Below are 15514 nucleotides of genomic sequence, written 5' to 3'. Positions count from 1 at the left end.
TCCTAGCAAGGAACTGTAGATTTAGTTGCAGAGGTACAGCGGCAGTGGGCATTGTAGTTGAAAACGTCTCCAAACAATTCGGGAATTTCAAGGCAGTAGATCAAGTCAGCTTGGAAATTAAGAGTGGTTCCCTAGTTGCGTTGCTTGGGCCATCGGGATCTGGTAAATCTACTCTGCTGCGGTTAATAGCAGGCTTAGAAATGCCAGATAGTGGCAAAATCCTGCTGACCGGCAAGGATGCGACATATCAAACTGTGCAAGAGCGAAATATTGGATTTGTGTTTCAGCACTATGCTTTATTCAAGCATTTGACTGTGAGGCAGAATATTGCTTTTGGCTTAGAAATTCGCAAGGCAAATGCAAAGAAAATTAAAGGGCGTGTAGAACAGTTGCTAGAATTGGTGCAATTGAGTGGATTAGGCGATCGCTATCCATCACAACTTTCTGGTGGTCAAAGACAACGGGTAGCATTAGCTAGGTCACTGGCAGTAGAACCGGAAGTTTTATTGCTAGATGAACCCTTCGGCGCACTTGACGCTAAAGTCCGCAAAGATTTACGGGCATGGTTACGCAACCTCCATGATGAAGTACACGTGACCACGGTTTTCGTGACCCACGACCAAGAGGAAGCAATGGAAGTCTCCGATGAAGTTGTGGTGATGAATAAAGGGCGAGTGGAACAGGTGGGAACGCCAGCAGAAATTTATGATAATCCTGCCACTGCATTTGTGATGAGCTTCATCGGCCCGGTAAACGTATTGCCTAGCAGTTCGAGGATTTTTCAAAGTAGTGGATTTGATACACCCCATCCCCAAGTCTTTTTGCGCCCACAAGATGTAATTTTAGAAACTACTGCTAATGGTGCCACTACACCTGCTATAGTCAGTCGCTTGATACACTTGGGTTGGGAAATTCAAGTAGAATTAACTTGCGATGATGGGCAAGTAGTGACGGCGCATTTAACACGCGATCGCTATAATCAATTAGAGTTAGAACCAAAACAGCGGGTATATGTAAAGCCAAAGGATGCCAAGTCCTTCCCAGTGTCTTATTCAATTTAAAATTTTGTTAATTTTTTATAGCAGGGAACAGGCAATAGGCAATAGGCAACAGGTAAAGACAATCTCTTGTGTTGGGATTTTACGAACAGTTTATGTTCTAAAGTTTGCTTCAACTGCTATAACGTTCAAAACCCCAGACTAATAGCTGAATTCCACAGTTATTGGTCTGGGGTTTAGTTAATAAAAAGTCCGTTGTTTTTTTAGGAAACTTTAAGTATACCTTCGTCTACAGCTTTATTTTTCTGTGCTAACCCAGATTCTTGAGGGCATACAATATAGTCACATATAGCAATCCTAAATGAGTCGTGAAAAATATGGATAAGGAAACGAACCGCCAAGAACGCCAAGGACGCAAAGGTAAGAAAGAGGAAAGAGATATATAATTTTCACAAATGATTTAGGACTGCTATAGCTGGAATTCTATAAATGAAATGCCTATGAATGCTATTCCTGTCTTACCCAACTATATCAATGGTCAGTGGTATACATCTAGCACAACAGAATACTTAGATGTAGTTAATCCAGCTACAGCAGAGATACTAGCTCATGTGCCTTTATCACCAGCATCTGAAGTAAATCAAGCCTCCCTTGCAGCTGCCGAGGCTTTTGTGACTTGGAGACGCACTCCGGCAACCGAGCGAGTGCAGTATTTATTTAAACTTAAGAATCTACTCGAAGAACATTTGGAGGATTTAGCACGTACCATTAGCTTAGAATGTGGTAAAACTTTGGCTGAGTCAAAGGGCGAGATGCGTCGTGCTATAGAAAATGTAGAAGTTGCCTGTGGCATTCCCATGATTATGCAGGGAACTAACCTAGAGGATATTGCTAGGGGCATTGATGAAATGATGATTCGCCAACCTTTGGGAGTAGCAGCAGTAATTTGTCCTTTTAATTTTCCTGGGATGATTCCTTTTTGGTTTCTACCTTATGCGATCGCTTGCGGTAATACATACATTATCAAGCCGAGTGAGAAAGTTCCATTGACAATGCAAAAAATTTTTCAATTGTTAGAAAAAACTGGCTTACCTAAAGGAGTAATCAATTTAATCAACGGTGCTAAAGAAGCCGTAGATGCAATTTTAGAACAACCACAAATTCGAGCCATTAGCTTTGTTGGCTCAACGGATGTAGCTAAATATATATATAGTCGAGCCGCAGCCAATGGTAAACGAGTTCAATGTCAAGGAGGAGCAAAAAATCCGATTATTGTCCTGCCAGATGCAGACATAGAAATGACGACTCGAATTGCTGCTGAGAGTGCTTTTGGCTGTGCAGGACAACGCTGTTTAGCGGCCTCAATTGCAGTCACAGTGGGAGAAGCAAAGCACACATTCACAGAAGCAATTGCTGAAATAGCTACAAAGCGGGTAGTGGGTAATGGTTTAGATGAGGGTGTAGAAATGGGCCCTGTCATCAGTTCTTTGAGTAAACAGCGAATTGAAAGATTAATTCAACAAGGCGCTGCTCAAGGAGCAAAGTTGTTGATTGATGGACGAAATCCGCAGATTGCTGGTTATGAGCGAGGTAATTTTATCCGTCCTACTATTTTAGAAAACGTCAATCCAGCAGATGAAATTGCCCGCACAGAAATTTTTGGCCCAGTGTTGAGCTTAATAAATGTAGATAATATTGACGAGGCGATCGCTTTGGTCAATAGTGGTAAATATGGCAACATGGCTTGTTTATTTACTAGTAATGGTGCAGCCGCTAGAAAGTTTCGTTATGAAGCCGAAGCTGGTAATATCGGCATTAATATTGGCGTTGCTGCCCCAATGGCATTTTTCCCTTTTAGCGGCTGGAAAGACAGCTTTTTTGGTGACTTACACGGACAAAGCCATCACGCAGTCGAGTTTTTCACCCAAACCAAAGTTATTATTGAACGCTGGCCTAATGAATGGTCGCGTCAATTTTAAGCCAAGCGTGTGCTGATAATCTACTTAACCCTTATAGTGGGAACGTCAACGAACAACTTTCAAGCTATCGTAAAGTAGCTTGTAGCGATTAAAAGCTGCTTCATACAAAGGATTTGTCTGGGGCTGTACCACATAACTAGCTGGCGATATTATCTTGAGTGCAGCTTCTAAATTAGGGTACGCACCAACCCCGACCATTGCCAAAATAGCAGCTCCATAAGCGGCTCCCTCTTCGGCTTTGGGAGCAATAAGTTCTGTTTGCAAAACATCTGCTAAAATTTGCAACCAAATATTAGAGCGTGCGCCTCCACCTGTCGCTAAGAGTTGACGAACAGGAGCGATGGCACTAATTACTTCCAAGGCTTCCCGCAAGCTGAATGCAACCCCCTCCAGTACAGCACGAATTACATCTGCTTGAGTATGAGCTAATGACAAATTCACTAAAGCACCGCGAGTATCGGGATCGAGATGGGGGCTGCGTTCGCCTGCAAGGTGGGGTAGAAATAGAACACCACGCGCACCAGGCAGCGATCGCCCTGCCATTTCCATCAAATCAGTGTACGATATCTGCGGTGCAAATGTATCTCGATACCAACGCAAAGAACCACCCGCCGCTAAGGTTACTCCCAATAGATGATAGCCACCATCGATATGACAGAACAAATGTACGCGACCTTGGGGATCGGGAATTGGGCGATCGCATGGTGCAAAGATAACTCCGGATGTGCCAATACTCAAACTACCCAGGTTGAGGTTGCTGGATGAGATACCCAAACCAATTGCTGCTGCTGCATTGTCGCCTCCGCCAGCAATTACAGGTAATCCCACGGGTAATCCTACACGGGCAGCGATTTCTGGTTTCAGCCGTCCGGCGATCGCAGTAGATTCGATGACTGAGGGAAACAACGCTGGTTTGATATCCAAAGCATCGAGAATATCTGTATCCCAAAGGCGCTTCGCCAGGTTGAGACACCCAACACCAGACGCATCAGATGGTTCTGTTGCAAGTTCGCCCGTGAGCGCATATCCTAGATAATCTTTTGGCAAAAGAATTTGCCACAAGCGAGTATACGCTTCTGGTTCTTGACTCCGCAACCATAAAACCTTTGGCAATTGAAACCCCGTAATTGCCGGATTTCCAGTGCGTTGAATTAATTCTGGACGGGGAATAGTGGCTTCAATCTCAGCAACAGCTTTACCTGTGCGTTGGTCGTTCCACAAAATTGCTGGTCTAATGGCTTTGCCTTCTATATCAACAGGAACCATACCGTGCATTTGTCCCGATACACCGAGGGCAATTGCTTGGTATCCGTTTAACTGTTGAGTAACATCCAACAGAACAGCCAAACTTGCATCAATCCAATCTGATGAGTTCTGTTCTGTCCAGCCTGGTTGAGGAGTTAATAGGGGGTAACTTCTGGTTGCTTGAGCGATAATTTGCCCTTGCAGGTCAACTGCGATCGCCCGCACTCCTCCTGTACCCAAGTCTAAGCCAACTACGATGTCGCTCAATTGCGCCTCCAAATCCTGAATCGCTAACTAATCCAACTTCTTGAAGTATCTGGCGACTGGGAACAGCCTAAAACCCAGCTTTTCATAAGTACAACGTGCCGGGGCATGACCTGGATCGCCTCCGGTTTCAACCATAGCAACGGACATTCCAGCAACTTTCATCCAATCTAGAGCGAATTCCATCAAAGCAGTGCCAATGCCTCGACGTTGATAGTCTGGATCGACGGCGACCATATAGATTTCTCCCATACTGCTCTCAAAGTGGAGTTTCACGGCTACAAAGCCCAGAATTGAACCATCGATCGCCACCCACACCTTTGTGTCCGCAGCAGCGCAGACTCCCTCGACAGCATGAAGCTGGCTTACACGCCAACCGTCGGGATAGAATGAGCGATACACCTCAAGATCCATCGCTTTCTCAAGCGAATCAAAAACCGGAGACCATGCCCGAACCGAAAGGCTCTTGATGGCATCAAGCTGGCTATCTTCGTATGGTTCAATTCGCATTTTGGTATGGACTCGACTTATAACAATTCACAAATCGCAATGGGCTACGCCCCACTGCGCTAACGCAATTAAAAAATTCGGCGTTGCTGATTGAGAATATAAATTTAGCGGGCTACGCCCCGCTTTGCTAACACGCAGAGGAGCCAGTGCGTTGGGCGGGCAATGCCCGACTTGAAGCAACTGGCGTAGCGCAGAGTCGCTCCAGAGAAAGAGTTGAGAAGAGTTGATTTTTGAATTTCATATTCAAATTCAGCAACACCAAAAATTTAGATCGGGCAAGGCTTTGGTGGGTTTACATCTGTTTCATTATTTTAGTGATATCGTGTCCGGCTAATCACTTATGATTACCGCATCTTTAGCAAAATCCCAAAAGCCTCTTCTCCCCTGCTCCCTGCCTTAATGCCTCAGAATCGGGCTAATGTTTCTTTCGCTCCAAACTCATACAATCTGCGTAAATGGTTCGTAACTGCATCGACAAAAAGCGGTGACTGGGATAAATCGCCAAAAATCTCAGTCAGGTTGAGCAATGGTTTGGCATCAGAACCACTGGTATGAGCTAGTTGCGTTAAAGTACCTCCTATTGGGTCATCGATGGGAATAGTCTTGCCTTGGTCATCCTGTCCGTTGAGGTAACGGAACCAAGCTGCAACTGTGAGACTCATGTATTCAATCGCTCCGCCTTGATGCAGTGCATCACGAACTGAGCCTAAAACAAATTTTGGCATTTTTGCGGAACTATTGAGGCAAAGCCGCGGCAGTTGGTCGCGTATCTTGGGATTGGCAAAGCGTTCTATTAAGGTCTGTTTGTAATTATCTAAATCAATCCCTGGTACGGGTTGGAGTGTGGGTGTAACTTCTGCCATTAAACGATCCACGGCTTGCCTAATTAAAGAATCGCCCATTACCTCATGGACGTAGGTGTAACCTGCCAAGGAGCCGAGATAACCAATCAACAAGTGACTGGCGTTGAGTAGGCGGATTTTCATCATCTCGTAGGGATGAACATCATCGGTCATCTGCACGCCAACAGATTCCCAATCAGGTCTACCCGCACAGAAGTTGTCTTCAACTACCCACTGAAGGAACGGTTCGGCAACAACTGGAAAAGCATCATCAATATTAAACTGTTCCGCCACCATTTTGATATCTGCTGGGGTGGTGGCGGGGGTAATGCGATCGACCATACAGTTAGGAAAAGCTACCTGTTCGGCAACCCAACTTCCTAATTCCGGGTTCTGCATCTGGGCAAATGCAGTCAACATTTTCCGGGCAATGTTGCCGTTGCCTTGCAAGTTATCGCAGGACAACACAGTAAACGGTGCTATTCCCTGTTGACGGCGGCGATCGAGTGCTGCTGTCAAAAAGCCATATACGCCAATTGGCTCGTGAGGATGCTGCAAATCGTACTGAATTGTTGGGTGATTGGTATCAAATTCACCGCTACCTTCAATATAGTAGTAGCCACCTTCGGTAATTGTGAGGGTGACGATACGGCATTTGGGATCTGCTAAGGTATCAATTACTGTTTGGCAGTTATCTGGGGCAAAGAGATATTTTGTAATTGCTCCAATAACACGGGCGCGATCGCCTTCTGGCGACCTTTCAACTAAGGTATACAAACAATCTTGAGAACTCAGTGCATCTCGCATCCGCTTATCGAATTCTAGTAACCCAACCCCGCAAATTCCCCACTCACTGCCAGGATGCTGATGAAAGTAGTTATCAAGATATAATGCCTGGTGTGCCCGATGGAACCCACCCACACCGATATGGACAATGCCGTTAGTAATTTGGTGGCGATGGTACTGGGGTACGCAAACGTTATTTGCTAAACGAGCTAAAGCTGCTTCATTCAGCTTGATTGCTGAGTCTGTGCTGATATTGTTCATGGGATTCATTCATTCACATTACTCCTTTGATATAAAAAATCTAACGGAGAAAATTTTTGATTTTATGCTCTAACTTTGAGTAAAAGCTCAATAATAGAATCATACCAACCCCACTTCAATGACGGTAATTTGCAACAATTCTTCAATAAGAGGTTGAATTTATGACAGCAACAGCAACCTATGAGTTTGCAGGTAAGAATATCTTGATTACAGGTGGTGCTTGTGAAATTAACTCTTTCTTAAGCACTAGCTCAAGAGCTTCAAGAGCGTTAGATCTGCACTCTTGAGTTTATGTGAGCAAAAGTTATGTCCTTGGGCATATACTCAAAATTATCCAATCATTCTTTTGGTAGGTACATAGTTTTGGAAGGTGGGATATGGGAGAGCCTTTATTAGAGGGGCGCGATGCCAATAAAGCTGGCTTGCCCCTTAGATCCCGCAAATTAGATCTAGCTGCTCATGCTGCTTGGCTCTATTACATTGCTGGCAATACCCAAGAGGAGATTGCAGCAAAACTCAATGTTTCCCGGCAAGCTGCACAACGCTTGGTGGCGCTGGCGGTGAGTGAAAAATTGATCAAATTTCGGCTCGATCATCCGCTGAGCGAATGTATTGTTCTAGCTGAGTCGCTGCGCGATAAATTTGGGCTGTCGCTTTGTGAAGTGGTTCCAAGCGATGCAGGTAGTGGCGATACATTCAATGGAATTGGTGTGTGTGCTGCTACCCACTTAGAAGGTTACCTGATGGCGAAAACCCCTACCATACTAGCGTTGTCCTCAGGCCGCACATTGCGAACAATGGTGGAGCAAATGCCCTCAATGAACCAACCCCAGCATAAAATTGTTTCCATTATTGGGAATATGTCTCACTATGGGCGTGCAGGTCGCCACGAAGTAGTGATGCATTTGTCCGATCGCGTCGGTTCCCAAGCCTACCCAGTGACAACTCCGGTTGTAGCCACTAGCATTGAAGAACGGGAATTGTTGCAGACTCAGCGATCGTTTATCACCGTTAAAACTCTTGCAGAGCAAGCCAAAGCAACATTTGTCGGTATTAGCGAGATTGCCTGGAATGCGCCGTTACATCAAAACGGCTTTATCAATGATGATGAGGTGGCTGAATTGATAGAACTGGGGGCAGTAGGAGAAATTGCAGGTTGGGCTTACGATCGCTACGGTGTATTGCTGCAACAAGGAACGAATAACCGAGTTGCTAGCGTACCGCTTGAACAACAGGCTTCTCGGCTGATTGTTGGTGTAGCAGGCGGCGTCAAAAAGACAGAAGCGATTCTAGCTGCTTTACGCGGTCAGTTAATTACAGGATTGATTACTGATGAAGCCGCCGCCCAAGCAATTCTTACTAAAATTGTACAGTGACTTTTTATTTGCCGCTGTGCCAAATTAATGTTACCAAGGGTGTGAAGCTTGAACTTAAAGAGCGTTAGTTCATTTTGCCGCTGTATAAAAGTTGTATGATTGTTCCAGCAGTGCGACGTGTGGCTTAAAAAATCTGCTGGTTGGTTTTGGGTTTGGTTTCGTAGTCGAAGAAGATGAAGAAGGCAGAAGGCTCCAGGGCAGAGGGCAGAAGGTTTTGTTCCGAAGGGGATACATACCCCACCTGAACAAGAGCCACCAAATTGAAAATTTGGTGGGGGTCTTAAACCCTTACTCCCAAGGCGTCGTAGCAGAGAGCAGGAATCAGATTCCTTCTGCCTTCTGGCTCCTGCCCTCTGCCTTTTCCGATAACGAATTTGCGATCCTTTTGCGCCATTGGGACAACTGTAGCAAAACTTTATGGCTGAAGCAGCGATGAAAACCCTGAGTGACATGAAGCGAGAAATAGATGTGCCAGTTGTAATTACAGATCGACAAGGGTTCGTCACTTATGTCAACGATCGCTTTACTTCTGTTTTTGGCTGGAGTATGGCTGAAATTAATGGTCAAATCATTACGGTAGTTATTCCAGAGGGTTTTCATGCCCCTCACCATCTTGGTTTTTCCCGCTTTCTTTCAACAGAAAATTCTACTATTCTCAATCACCCCCTACGTCTAGTTGCGATCGCCAAAAATGGTCTAGAAATTGAAGCCGAGCATTTGATTATGGCAGAGAAACATCATGGGGAATGGGTGTTTATGGCGATGTTGCGTCCTCTTTAAAACAAATGGAAAGACGGGTAGAAAAACAAACCACAAATTAACCTCTACCCTTGCTTTTAAAACAGGAGTCTGCCGATGAGCATAAATTTGACTAGTTTAGTCAACCAATTACGCGCTATTTTGGGCAAAATGGAGGTGGCGCTGGGGGCGATCGCTGATGCTATTGTCTGGACTGGTAGTGATGGCAAAATACAATGGTGCAATACTGCTTTTGATAAACTTGTTAACCAACCACATATTTTAGTTCTTAATGCCAAGCTGAGTGACTTGTTATTTCTGAGCCTAGCTGGTGAAGCAGTTGCACCAGAATCCTATCCAAATATGAGGGTTCTAAGGGGAGAGTATGAAATCACACAAGAATATGAATGTCATGACGGCAGACATCGCTCCTTAATTTTAGAAATATCAGGCAACTGCGTCGAACTTGCAGGAGGTGACAGGTCATCTATATTAGTAATTCGAGATGTCACTCAAGCAAAACACTGGGAAACAGAACGCTACTTAGCACAACAAAAACAAGCAGAAACATTGTCTGTTTTGCAAGCAACACTGGAATCTACAGCTGATGGAATTATAGTTGTAAATCAAGACTTTAATGTAGCAGTCTTTAATCAAAAGTTTCTCCAGATGTGGTCAATACCAGAATCGTTGTTGCTACCTTCTCAAAGCAATGAACGATTCAAGTTTATGTCTGAACAAACGCGAGATCCCGAAGCTTTTATTACCAGGGTCAGGGAACTGTTTTATGACTCCCCAGAACAGGAAGCTTTTGATTTGGTAGAGATGAAAGATGGACGTGTTTTTGAGCGTTACTCTCAACCCCAATGGCAGGCCGATAAAATTATAGGACGTGTTTGGAGCTTTCGGGATATTACTGCACGCCAGCAAGTAGAGAAAGCTTTGAGCGAAAGCGAAATTAAGTTCCGGCGCATTGTGGAAAATTCTAATGATATTATTTCTCTGATTGACTTAGAAGGACGAATCAGCTATATTTCACCCAATTTAGCCAAGCTCACAGGATATGATACTACGGAGTTAGAAGGTATACCATTTGCGGATTTTCTTCATCCTGATGACTTACCAAGTTGTTTAGATGCAGTCAACAGGGTAGTAACAACAGGTGAGAGGGTGGAAGTTGAGTATAGAGCTAGACTCAAGGATGGTAGTTGGCAGTGGCAAGCCACAAACTTAGCTACAACTTTTGATATTAATGGTAACTTGTTACTGATCAGCGTTGCGCGTGTGATTACAGAGCGGAAGCAGGCTGAAGAAGCTTTGCTCAAGAGCGAGCAAAAGTTTCGCAACCTGTTCGAGAATTCTCAATTTGGTATCCTTCGCAGCCGAATTGACGATGGGCTGATTTTAGATGCTAATCAACGTCTTGCCGAGCTATTAGGCTACAGTTGTGTAGCAGACTTAATTAATGGCACAAAATTTACCACAGATTTTTATACAAACCCAAGCGATCGCCAGCGTATAATAACTGAACTGCGTCAAAAAGGTTCACTTAACAACTTTGAGCTACAGTTTCATCAATGCGACGGCAAGGCTCGTTGGGGCTTGTTTTCCTTACGTTTGAATGTGGAAGATAATTGTCTAGAAGCCGTGGTTGCTGACATTAACGATCGCAAACAAGTAGAGGCGGATTTACACCGCAGTAATGCTATACTCAAAGCCCAACAAGAAGCTTCAATTGATGGAATTTTAGTCGTTGATGAAAATGGTCAAATAGTATCTTACAATCAACGTTTTTGCCAGCTATGGCAAATTCCAGAAACCTTTGTCAATAGTAACGATCGGCGATTACTGGAATTAGTACTCGACAAACTCGAACAGCCACAGGAGTTTCTGGCGAAAGTTGAGTATCTGTACACCCATCCAGACCAAATCAGCCGGGATGAAATTCGCCTCAAAGATGGACGGACTCTAGACCGCTATTCTGCATCTGTGCGATCGCCAAGAGAAGATTACTATGGTAGAATTTGGTACTTCCGCGATATTACGGAGCGCAAACACTCAGAAGAAGCTCTACGTCGCAGCGAACAGAAATATCGTAATATTTTTGAAAACTTTCAAGTCGGGATTGCTCGCATTCGCTTAGAAGATGGGCTATTTCTGGAAGCCAACCAACGCCAAGCCGAAATTTTGGGTTATAGTTCCGCCACCGATCTAATTGGCAAGCAATTTACGACGGAGTTTTACGCCAATCCAGGCGATCGCCAAAAGCTGTTGGCAGAAATGGCACAGCAGGGTGAGGTACGTAACTTTGAGTTGCAACTATGCCGTCGCGATAAATCTCTTGGTTGGGGACTAATCTCGCTGAGACGGAATGCTGAGGATGGCTGTATAGATGCTGTAATTACAGATATTAGCGAACAGCAAGCTGCGCTGCGCGAACGCAAACTTGCAGAAGAATCTTTGCGACAATCAGAAGCCAGATTTCGCGCTCTTTACGAATCAACCAGTATTGCTGTCATGTTACAAGAAAACGGAATTGCCCTGGATTGTAACCGGGCAGCAGAAGAACTATTCGGCTATTCTCGGCAAGAGTTTTTGCAGAAGCATCCAAGTGAATTTTCACCGCCATTTCAACCAAACGGTCAAACTTCTGCTAGTTTGGCCCGCGAAAAAATTGCCCTCGCCTACAAGCAAGGCCGACATCGTTTTGAATGGGTTCACCGCCGCGCAGATGGTACAGATTTTCCGGCTGAGGTGTGGTTAACTGTATTTAAGTTGGGCGATCGCACACTTATTCAGGGATTGGTACAAGACTTGACCGAACGCAAGCAAGTTGAAGCCACACTACGGATTGCTAAAGAAACCGCCGAAACTGCCAACCGTTCAAAAAGCGCTTTCTTAGCCAACATGAGCCATGAACTGCGAACGCCACTCAATGCGATTTTGGGTTTTGCCCAGCTCATGGAACGAGACACCAGCCTCAGCAAACGTCAGCGAGACTCTTTAGCAACTATCAATCGTAGTGGAGAACATCTGCTCAACTTAATTAACGATGTATTGGAAATGTCCAAAATTGAAGCTGGACGGATTGTTCTTAATCCTACATCCTTTGATTTGCATAGGTTATTACAAGAGATACAACAGATGTTCCAGGTACGAGCCAAGGACAAAAAGTTATCACTATCATTTGAACTTGCCCCGGATTTGCACCAATATATCTTCACAGACGAAAGTAAGCTCCGACAAGTGTTGATCAACCTATTGGGAAATGCCATCAAATTTACCAATACTGGCAAAGTGACGTTGCGTGTAAAACCAACAAAAGATCATCCTGAGAATTCTTTGCCGAATCTCCAATCTCTAATTACCTTTGAAATTGAAGATACAGGATTGGGAATTCCTACCGAGGAATTAGATAGTTTATTTGAGCCTTTCGTTCAGACTACAAGTGCTAGACAAGTAAGAGAAGGGACAGGATTAGGACTAACAATCAGCCGTCAATTTGTGCAGTTAATGGGTGGCGATATCCGAGTTCATAGTGTGGTAGGTCGTGGCTCAACTTTCTACTTCGATATCAAAATTGAATTAGCAGATTCATTAGATATTGCACCACCAAAGCTCAAACGTAGAGTAATTGCTTTGACACCAGGACAACCTATATACAGAATTCTGGTAGTTGACGATCGCCAAGACAATTGCGATTTATTAATGCAGTTATTTAATGCTATTGGTTTTGAAACTCTGGCAGCAGCTAACGGTCAAGAAGCGATCGCTGTTTGGCAAACTTGGGAACCCCACCTGATTTTCATGGATATGCGAATGCCGGTGATGGATGGATATGAAGCTACTAAAGAAATCAGAGCTACTTTAAAAGGTCAAGCTACTGTGATTATTGCTCTAACTGCTAGTGCTTTTGACGAAGAACGGTTTGTGGTTTTATCGGCAGGCTGCAATGATTTTGTACGTAAGCCGTTCCGAGAGGAAGTAATCTTAAATATGATATCTAAATATTTGGGGGTGCGTTATGTCTATGAACAGGAACCCCTTCAACAAGACCAATTTACAGAAAATTCCGGCATTAAACTTCTCTCATTAGAAGAGATTCTGACCCAAATGCCCACTGAGTGGGTGACACAGTTACACCAAGCGGCACTGTGTACTGATGAAAAGCTAATTTTCAGGTTGCTTGAGCAAATTCCTGAAGAATTTGCTCTTTTGGGAAATACTATATCTGATTGGGTTAATAACTTTCGGATTGATAAAGTTATTGATTTAACACAATCGTAAAAAATGATTTATAGCATGAATTTTCAGAGGATAGACGATTTAGGATTAAGCTGTACCGTAACGATATAAATGGGTTTTTAGACCTAACAAATATGGATAACGATCGAGTTCAGCTACCAAAAGCAAATATTCTTGTTGTGGATGATACACCAGATAATCTGCGACTTTTATCTGCCATGCTAACTCAGTTAGGATATGAAATTCGGAGAGTGATTAACGGGCCAACAGCTTTGAAAACAGCGCAAGCTGCGCCGCCGGATTTAATTTTACTTGATATTATGATGCCAGAAATGAATGGTTATGAAGTCTGTCAACATTTGAAAGCTTCGGAGATAACCCGCGACATTCCAGTGATTTTTATTAGCGCTTTAGATGAAGTATTTGATAAAGTTAAAGCTTTTGCTGTTGGGGGAGTAGATTACATTACCAAACCTTTTAGTGAAGAAGAGGTTTTTGCCCGTGTAGAAAATAACTTAACTATCCGAAGGCTACAAAAACAACTCACTGAGCAAAATCTACTTTTGCAACAGGAAATTAGCGATCGCCAAAAAGCAGAATCAGCACTGCGGTTAAGCCAATTTTATTTAGATAAGTTTAAAGATTCAATTTTTTTTGTTAATTCAAATGCCCAGTTTGTTTATGTAAATGAAGCAGCTTGCCAAATTTTGGGCTATTCTCGCAAAGAATTACTGACCATGACCGTTCACGATATCGATCCAAATTTTCCCGCAGAAACTTGGCACTCACAATGGCAGGAACTTAGACAAAAAGACTCCTCCAGTTTTGAATCTATTCACCTAACTCAAGATGGTCGAAATCTACCTGTGAAAATAACTTTTAGTCATCTAGAGTTCAAAGATCAGCAATATTTGTGTACTAGTGCGTACTATCCCAGGACTTACTAATATTGTGTTGGGTTTATAGTTGACCTGTATTGATTATTATTTGACTTGTAAAGAAGCAGTCACGGCAAGAAATTCTTGGATCATTTTTTGGATCAGTTCTTCTGCTGGGAGAGCTTGAGCTAATGTTGCTCCCTGTCCTGCCCACATACTGACAAAATCTGGACTTGATTGTTGAGCAGAAGCTTGACGTAAAACTCGTCCTATAGACATCTGAGCCGGGAATGGCAGTATCTTGTCCTTGTGATTCTCCATTTCACGTATAAATCGATTTCGTATTGCTCTGGCGGGTCTGCCGGAAAATACCTCGGTAATAACCGTGTCTTCGTCCTTACAGTTGAGTACCGCCTGCCTATAGACTTCTGGGATATTGTTCTCAGGACAGGCGAGAAAGGCGGTTCCCATTTGTACCCCGCTTGCCCCAAGTGCAAATGCCGCAACGATTCCACGAGCATCCATAATTCCACCGGCAGCAACGACTGGAACCGATACCGCATCAGCTATTTGCGGGACTAAGGTTGCTGTTCCAATCAATCCATGTTCATAAGGTACAGCAAAAGTACCGCGATGACCTCCGGCTTCAAAGCCCTGGGCTATGATGACATCAACTCCTGCTTCGACTAGAGCTTTTGCTTCACCAGTTGTCGTCGCGGTAACTAACACAATCGAGCCTATGGCGTGTATCTCACGAATTGCCTCAATTGGTGGAGGCCCAAAGTGGAAACTAAATATAGGTATTTTCTCTTCAAGCAGGATATTAAATTGTTCTAGGAATGGCCCTAATATCGGTATTGGTTCGGGAACAGACCCCGCGTCAAGTTCGTTGTGCCATATTGTTAAAAGCTCAGACATGGGGAAATGCTGCTCAGGCGCAAGTTCATACGCTTCAACTGCTGGTGCAAACAAATTTACTGCAAAGGGTTGGTCTGTCAGGTCTCGGATTTGCCTGATAATCTGGCGAAGTTCGGCTGGTGCGGTGGCTGCACCGCCATAGGAGCCAAGACCTCCTGCATTAGAAACGGCCGCAACTAACTCAGGTGTGGAAGCGCCGGCCATCGGAGCCTGAATTATTGGGTGTGCGATCTTGAGCAAATCTATCAGTTCTGTCTTAGGCCACATAAGGTATCTCCCACCTTGGTAATAAAAGCAATGTATAAGCAATATATGTTCAAAAAGGCGATCGCCTGTTACGTAACTGTGATTAGCACTCGCTCTTTGGGAAAAAACTTTTTAGTTTCCTAAGTAAATCGGTGTAAAAAATCAAACCATATTAATAAAGGTTAATTTAGCTCAAACCCTCTTTACTTCTACCTCCTGCCTCCTGCC

At 44.0% G+C, this 15514-nt stretch carries 11 protein-coding genes; 7 read left to right on the top strand and 4 right to left on the bottom strand.

The features are described from left to right. The first annotated feature begins 44 nt into the window (after positions 1-44). Together H6H03_RS10745 and H6H03_RS10740 are read left to right on the top strand one after the other, a co-directional pair. On the top strand, positions 45-1061 hold the full coding sequence (locus tag H6H03_RS10745) for a sulfate/molybdate ABC transporter ATP-binding protein (RefSeq protein ID WP_190955115.1): 1017 nt from the start codon (positions 45-47) through the stop codon (positions 1059-1061). Between the two features lie 437 nt (positions 1062-1498). Next, positions 1499-2977: a CoA-acylating methylmalonate-semialdehyde dehydrogenase gene (locus tag H6H03_RS10740; protein ID WP_190955114.1), complete on the top strand. Its 1479-nt coding sequence runs from the start codon at positions 1499-1501 to the stop codon at positions 2975-2977. 45 nt (positions 2978-3022) lie between these two features. Here the strand turns inward: H6H03_RS10740 and xylB are convergent, their stop codons facing one another. The 3 genes from xylB to H6H03_RS10725 all read right to left on the bottom strand — a co-directional run bounded on the left by xylB (position 3023) and on the right by H6H03_RS10725 (position 6885). Next, positions 3023-4489: a xylulokinase gene (gene xylB, locus H6H03_RS10735; RefSeq protein WP_190955113.1), complete on the bottom strand. Its 1467-nt coding sequence runs from the start codon at positions 4487-4489 to the stop codon at positions 3023-3025. A gap of 27 nt (positions 4490-4516) precedes the next feature. Further along, complete coding sequence (locus H6H03_RS10730; protein WP_242057806.1) at positions 4517-4900, bottom strand: GNAT family N-acetyltransferase; 384 nt, start codon at positions 4898-4900, stop codon at positions 4517-4519. A gap of 500 nt (positions 4901-5400) precedes the next feature. After that, entirely contained in the window at positions 5401-6885 is a 1485-nt protein-coding gene (locus tag H6H03_RS10725; protein WP_199338899.1) for a mannitol dehydrogenase family protein, read from the bottom strand. Positions 6886-7046: 161 nt separating this feature from the next. Between H6H03_RS10725 and H6H03_RS41240 the strand changes: the two genes are divergently transcribed. The 5 genes from H6H03_RS41240 to H6H03_RS10705 all read left to right on the top strand — a co-directional run bounded on the left by H6H03_RS41240 (position 7047) and on the right by H6H03_RS10705 (position 14191). Then, on the top strand, positions 7047-7172 hold the full coding sequence (locus H6H03_RS41240; RefSeq protein WP_277926143.1) for a hypothetical protein: 126 nt from the start codon (positions 7047-7049) through the stop codon (positions 7170-7172). 90 nt (positions 7173-7262) lie between these two features. Beyond that, positions 7263-8261: a sugar-binding transcriptional regulator gene (locus tag H6H03_RS10720; protein ID WP_190955110.1), complete on the top strand. Its 999-nt coding sequence runs from the start codon at positions 7263-7265 to the stop codon at positions 8259-8261. 417 nt (positions 8262-8678) lie between these two features. Then, positions 8679-9041, top strand: a complete 363-nt coding sequence (locus H6H03_RS10715; RefSeq protein WP_190955109.1) for a PAS domain S-box protein — start codon at positions 8679-8681, stop codon at positions 9039-9041. 75 nt (positions 9042-9116) lie between these two features. Then, positions 9117-13286 carry a PAS domain-containing hybrid sensor histidine kinase/response regulator gene (locus H6H03_RS10710; RefSeq protein ID WP_190955108.1) on the top strand — a complete coding sequence of 1390 codons (4170 nt, stop codon included), beginning with the start codon at positions 9117-9119 and terminating at the stop codon, positions 13284-13286. A gap of 92 nt (positions 13287-13378) precedes the next feature. Next, positions 13379-14191, top strand: a complete 813-nt coding sequence (locus H6H03_RS10705) for a response regulator (RefSeq protein ID WP_190955107.1) — start codon at positions 13379-13381, stop codon at positions 14189-14191. Between the two features lie 36 nt (positions 14192-14227). Here H6H03_RS10705 and H6H03_RS10700 read toward each other — a convergent pair whose 3' ends face one another. Further along, positions 14228-15307, bottom strand: coding sequence for an NAD(P)H-dependent flavin oxidoreductase (locus H6H03_RS10700; protein WP_190955106.1), 1080 nt, complete (start codon positions 15305-15307; stop codon positions 14228-14230). Positions 15308-15514: the final 207 nt, after the last annotated feature.

It is taken from the genome of Nostoc paludosum FACHB-159 (assembly GCF_014698835.1).
Lineage (GTDB): Bacteria > Cyanobacteriota > Cyanobacteriia > Cyanobacteriales > Nostocaceae > Nostoc > Nostoc paludosum.
Note: the sequence above shows the minus strand (reverse complement) of the source record. Positions and strands in the feature narration are given on the sequence as shown.

Bases quoted from the DNA above. Each gene is read 5' to 3' on its own strand.
- H6H03_RS10705 (WP_190955107.1), top strand. From the start codon at position 13,379: ATGGATAACGATCGAGTTCAGCTACCAAAAGCAAATATTCTTGTTGTG.
- H6H03_RS10720 (WP_190955110.1), top strand. From the start codon at position 7,263: ATGGGAGAGCCTTTATTAGAGGGGCGCGATGCCAATAAAGCTGGCTTG.
- H6H03_RS41240 (WP_277926143.1), top strand. From the start codon at position 7,047: ATGACAGCAACAGCAACCTATGAGTTTGCAGGTAAGAATATCTTGATT.
- H6H03_RS10725 (WP_199338899.1), bottom strand. From the start codon at position 6,885: ATGAACAATATCAGCACAGACTCAGCAATCAAGCTGAATGAAGCAGCT.
- H6H03_RS10740 (WP_190955114.1), top strand. From the start codon at position 1,499: ATGAATGCTATTCCTGTCTTACCCAACTATATCAATGGTCAGTGGTAT.
- H6H03_RS10715 (WP_190955109.1), top strand. From the start codon at position 8,679: ATGGCTGAAGCAGCGATGAAAACCCTGAGTGACATGAAGCGAGAAATA.
- H6H03_RS10730 (WP_242057806.1), bottom strand. From the start codon at position 4,900: ATGGATCTTGAGGTGTATCGCTCATTCTATCCCGACGGTTGGCGTGTA.
- H6H03_RS10710 (WP_190955108.1), top strand. From the start codon at position 9,117: ATGAGCATAAATTTGACTAGTTTAGTCAACCAATTACGCGCTATTTTG.
- H6H03_RS10700 (WP_190955106.1), bottom strand. From the start codon at position 15,307: ATGTGGCCTAAGACAGAACTGATAGATTTGCTCAAGATCGCACACCCA.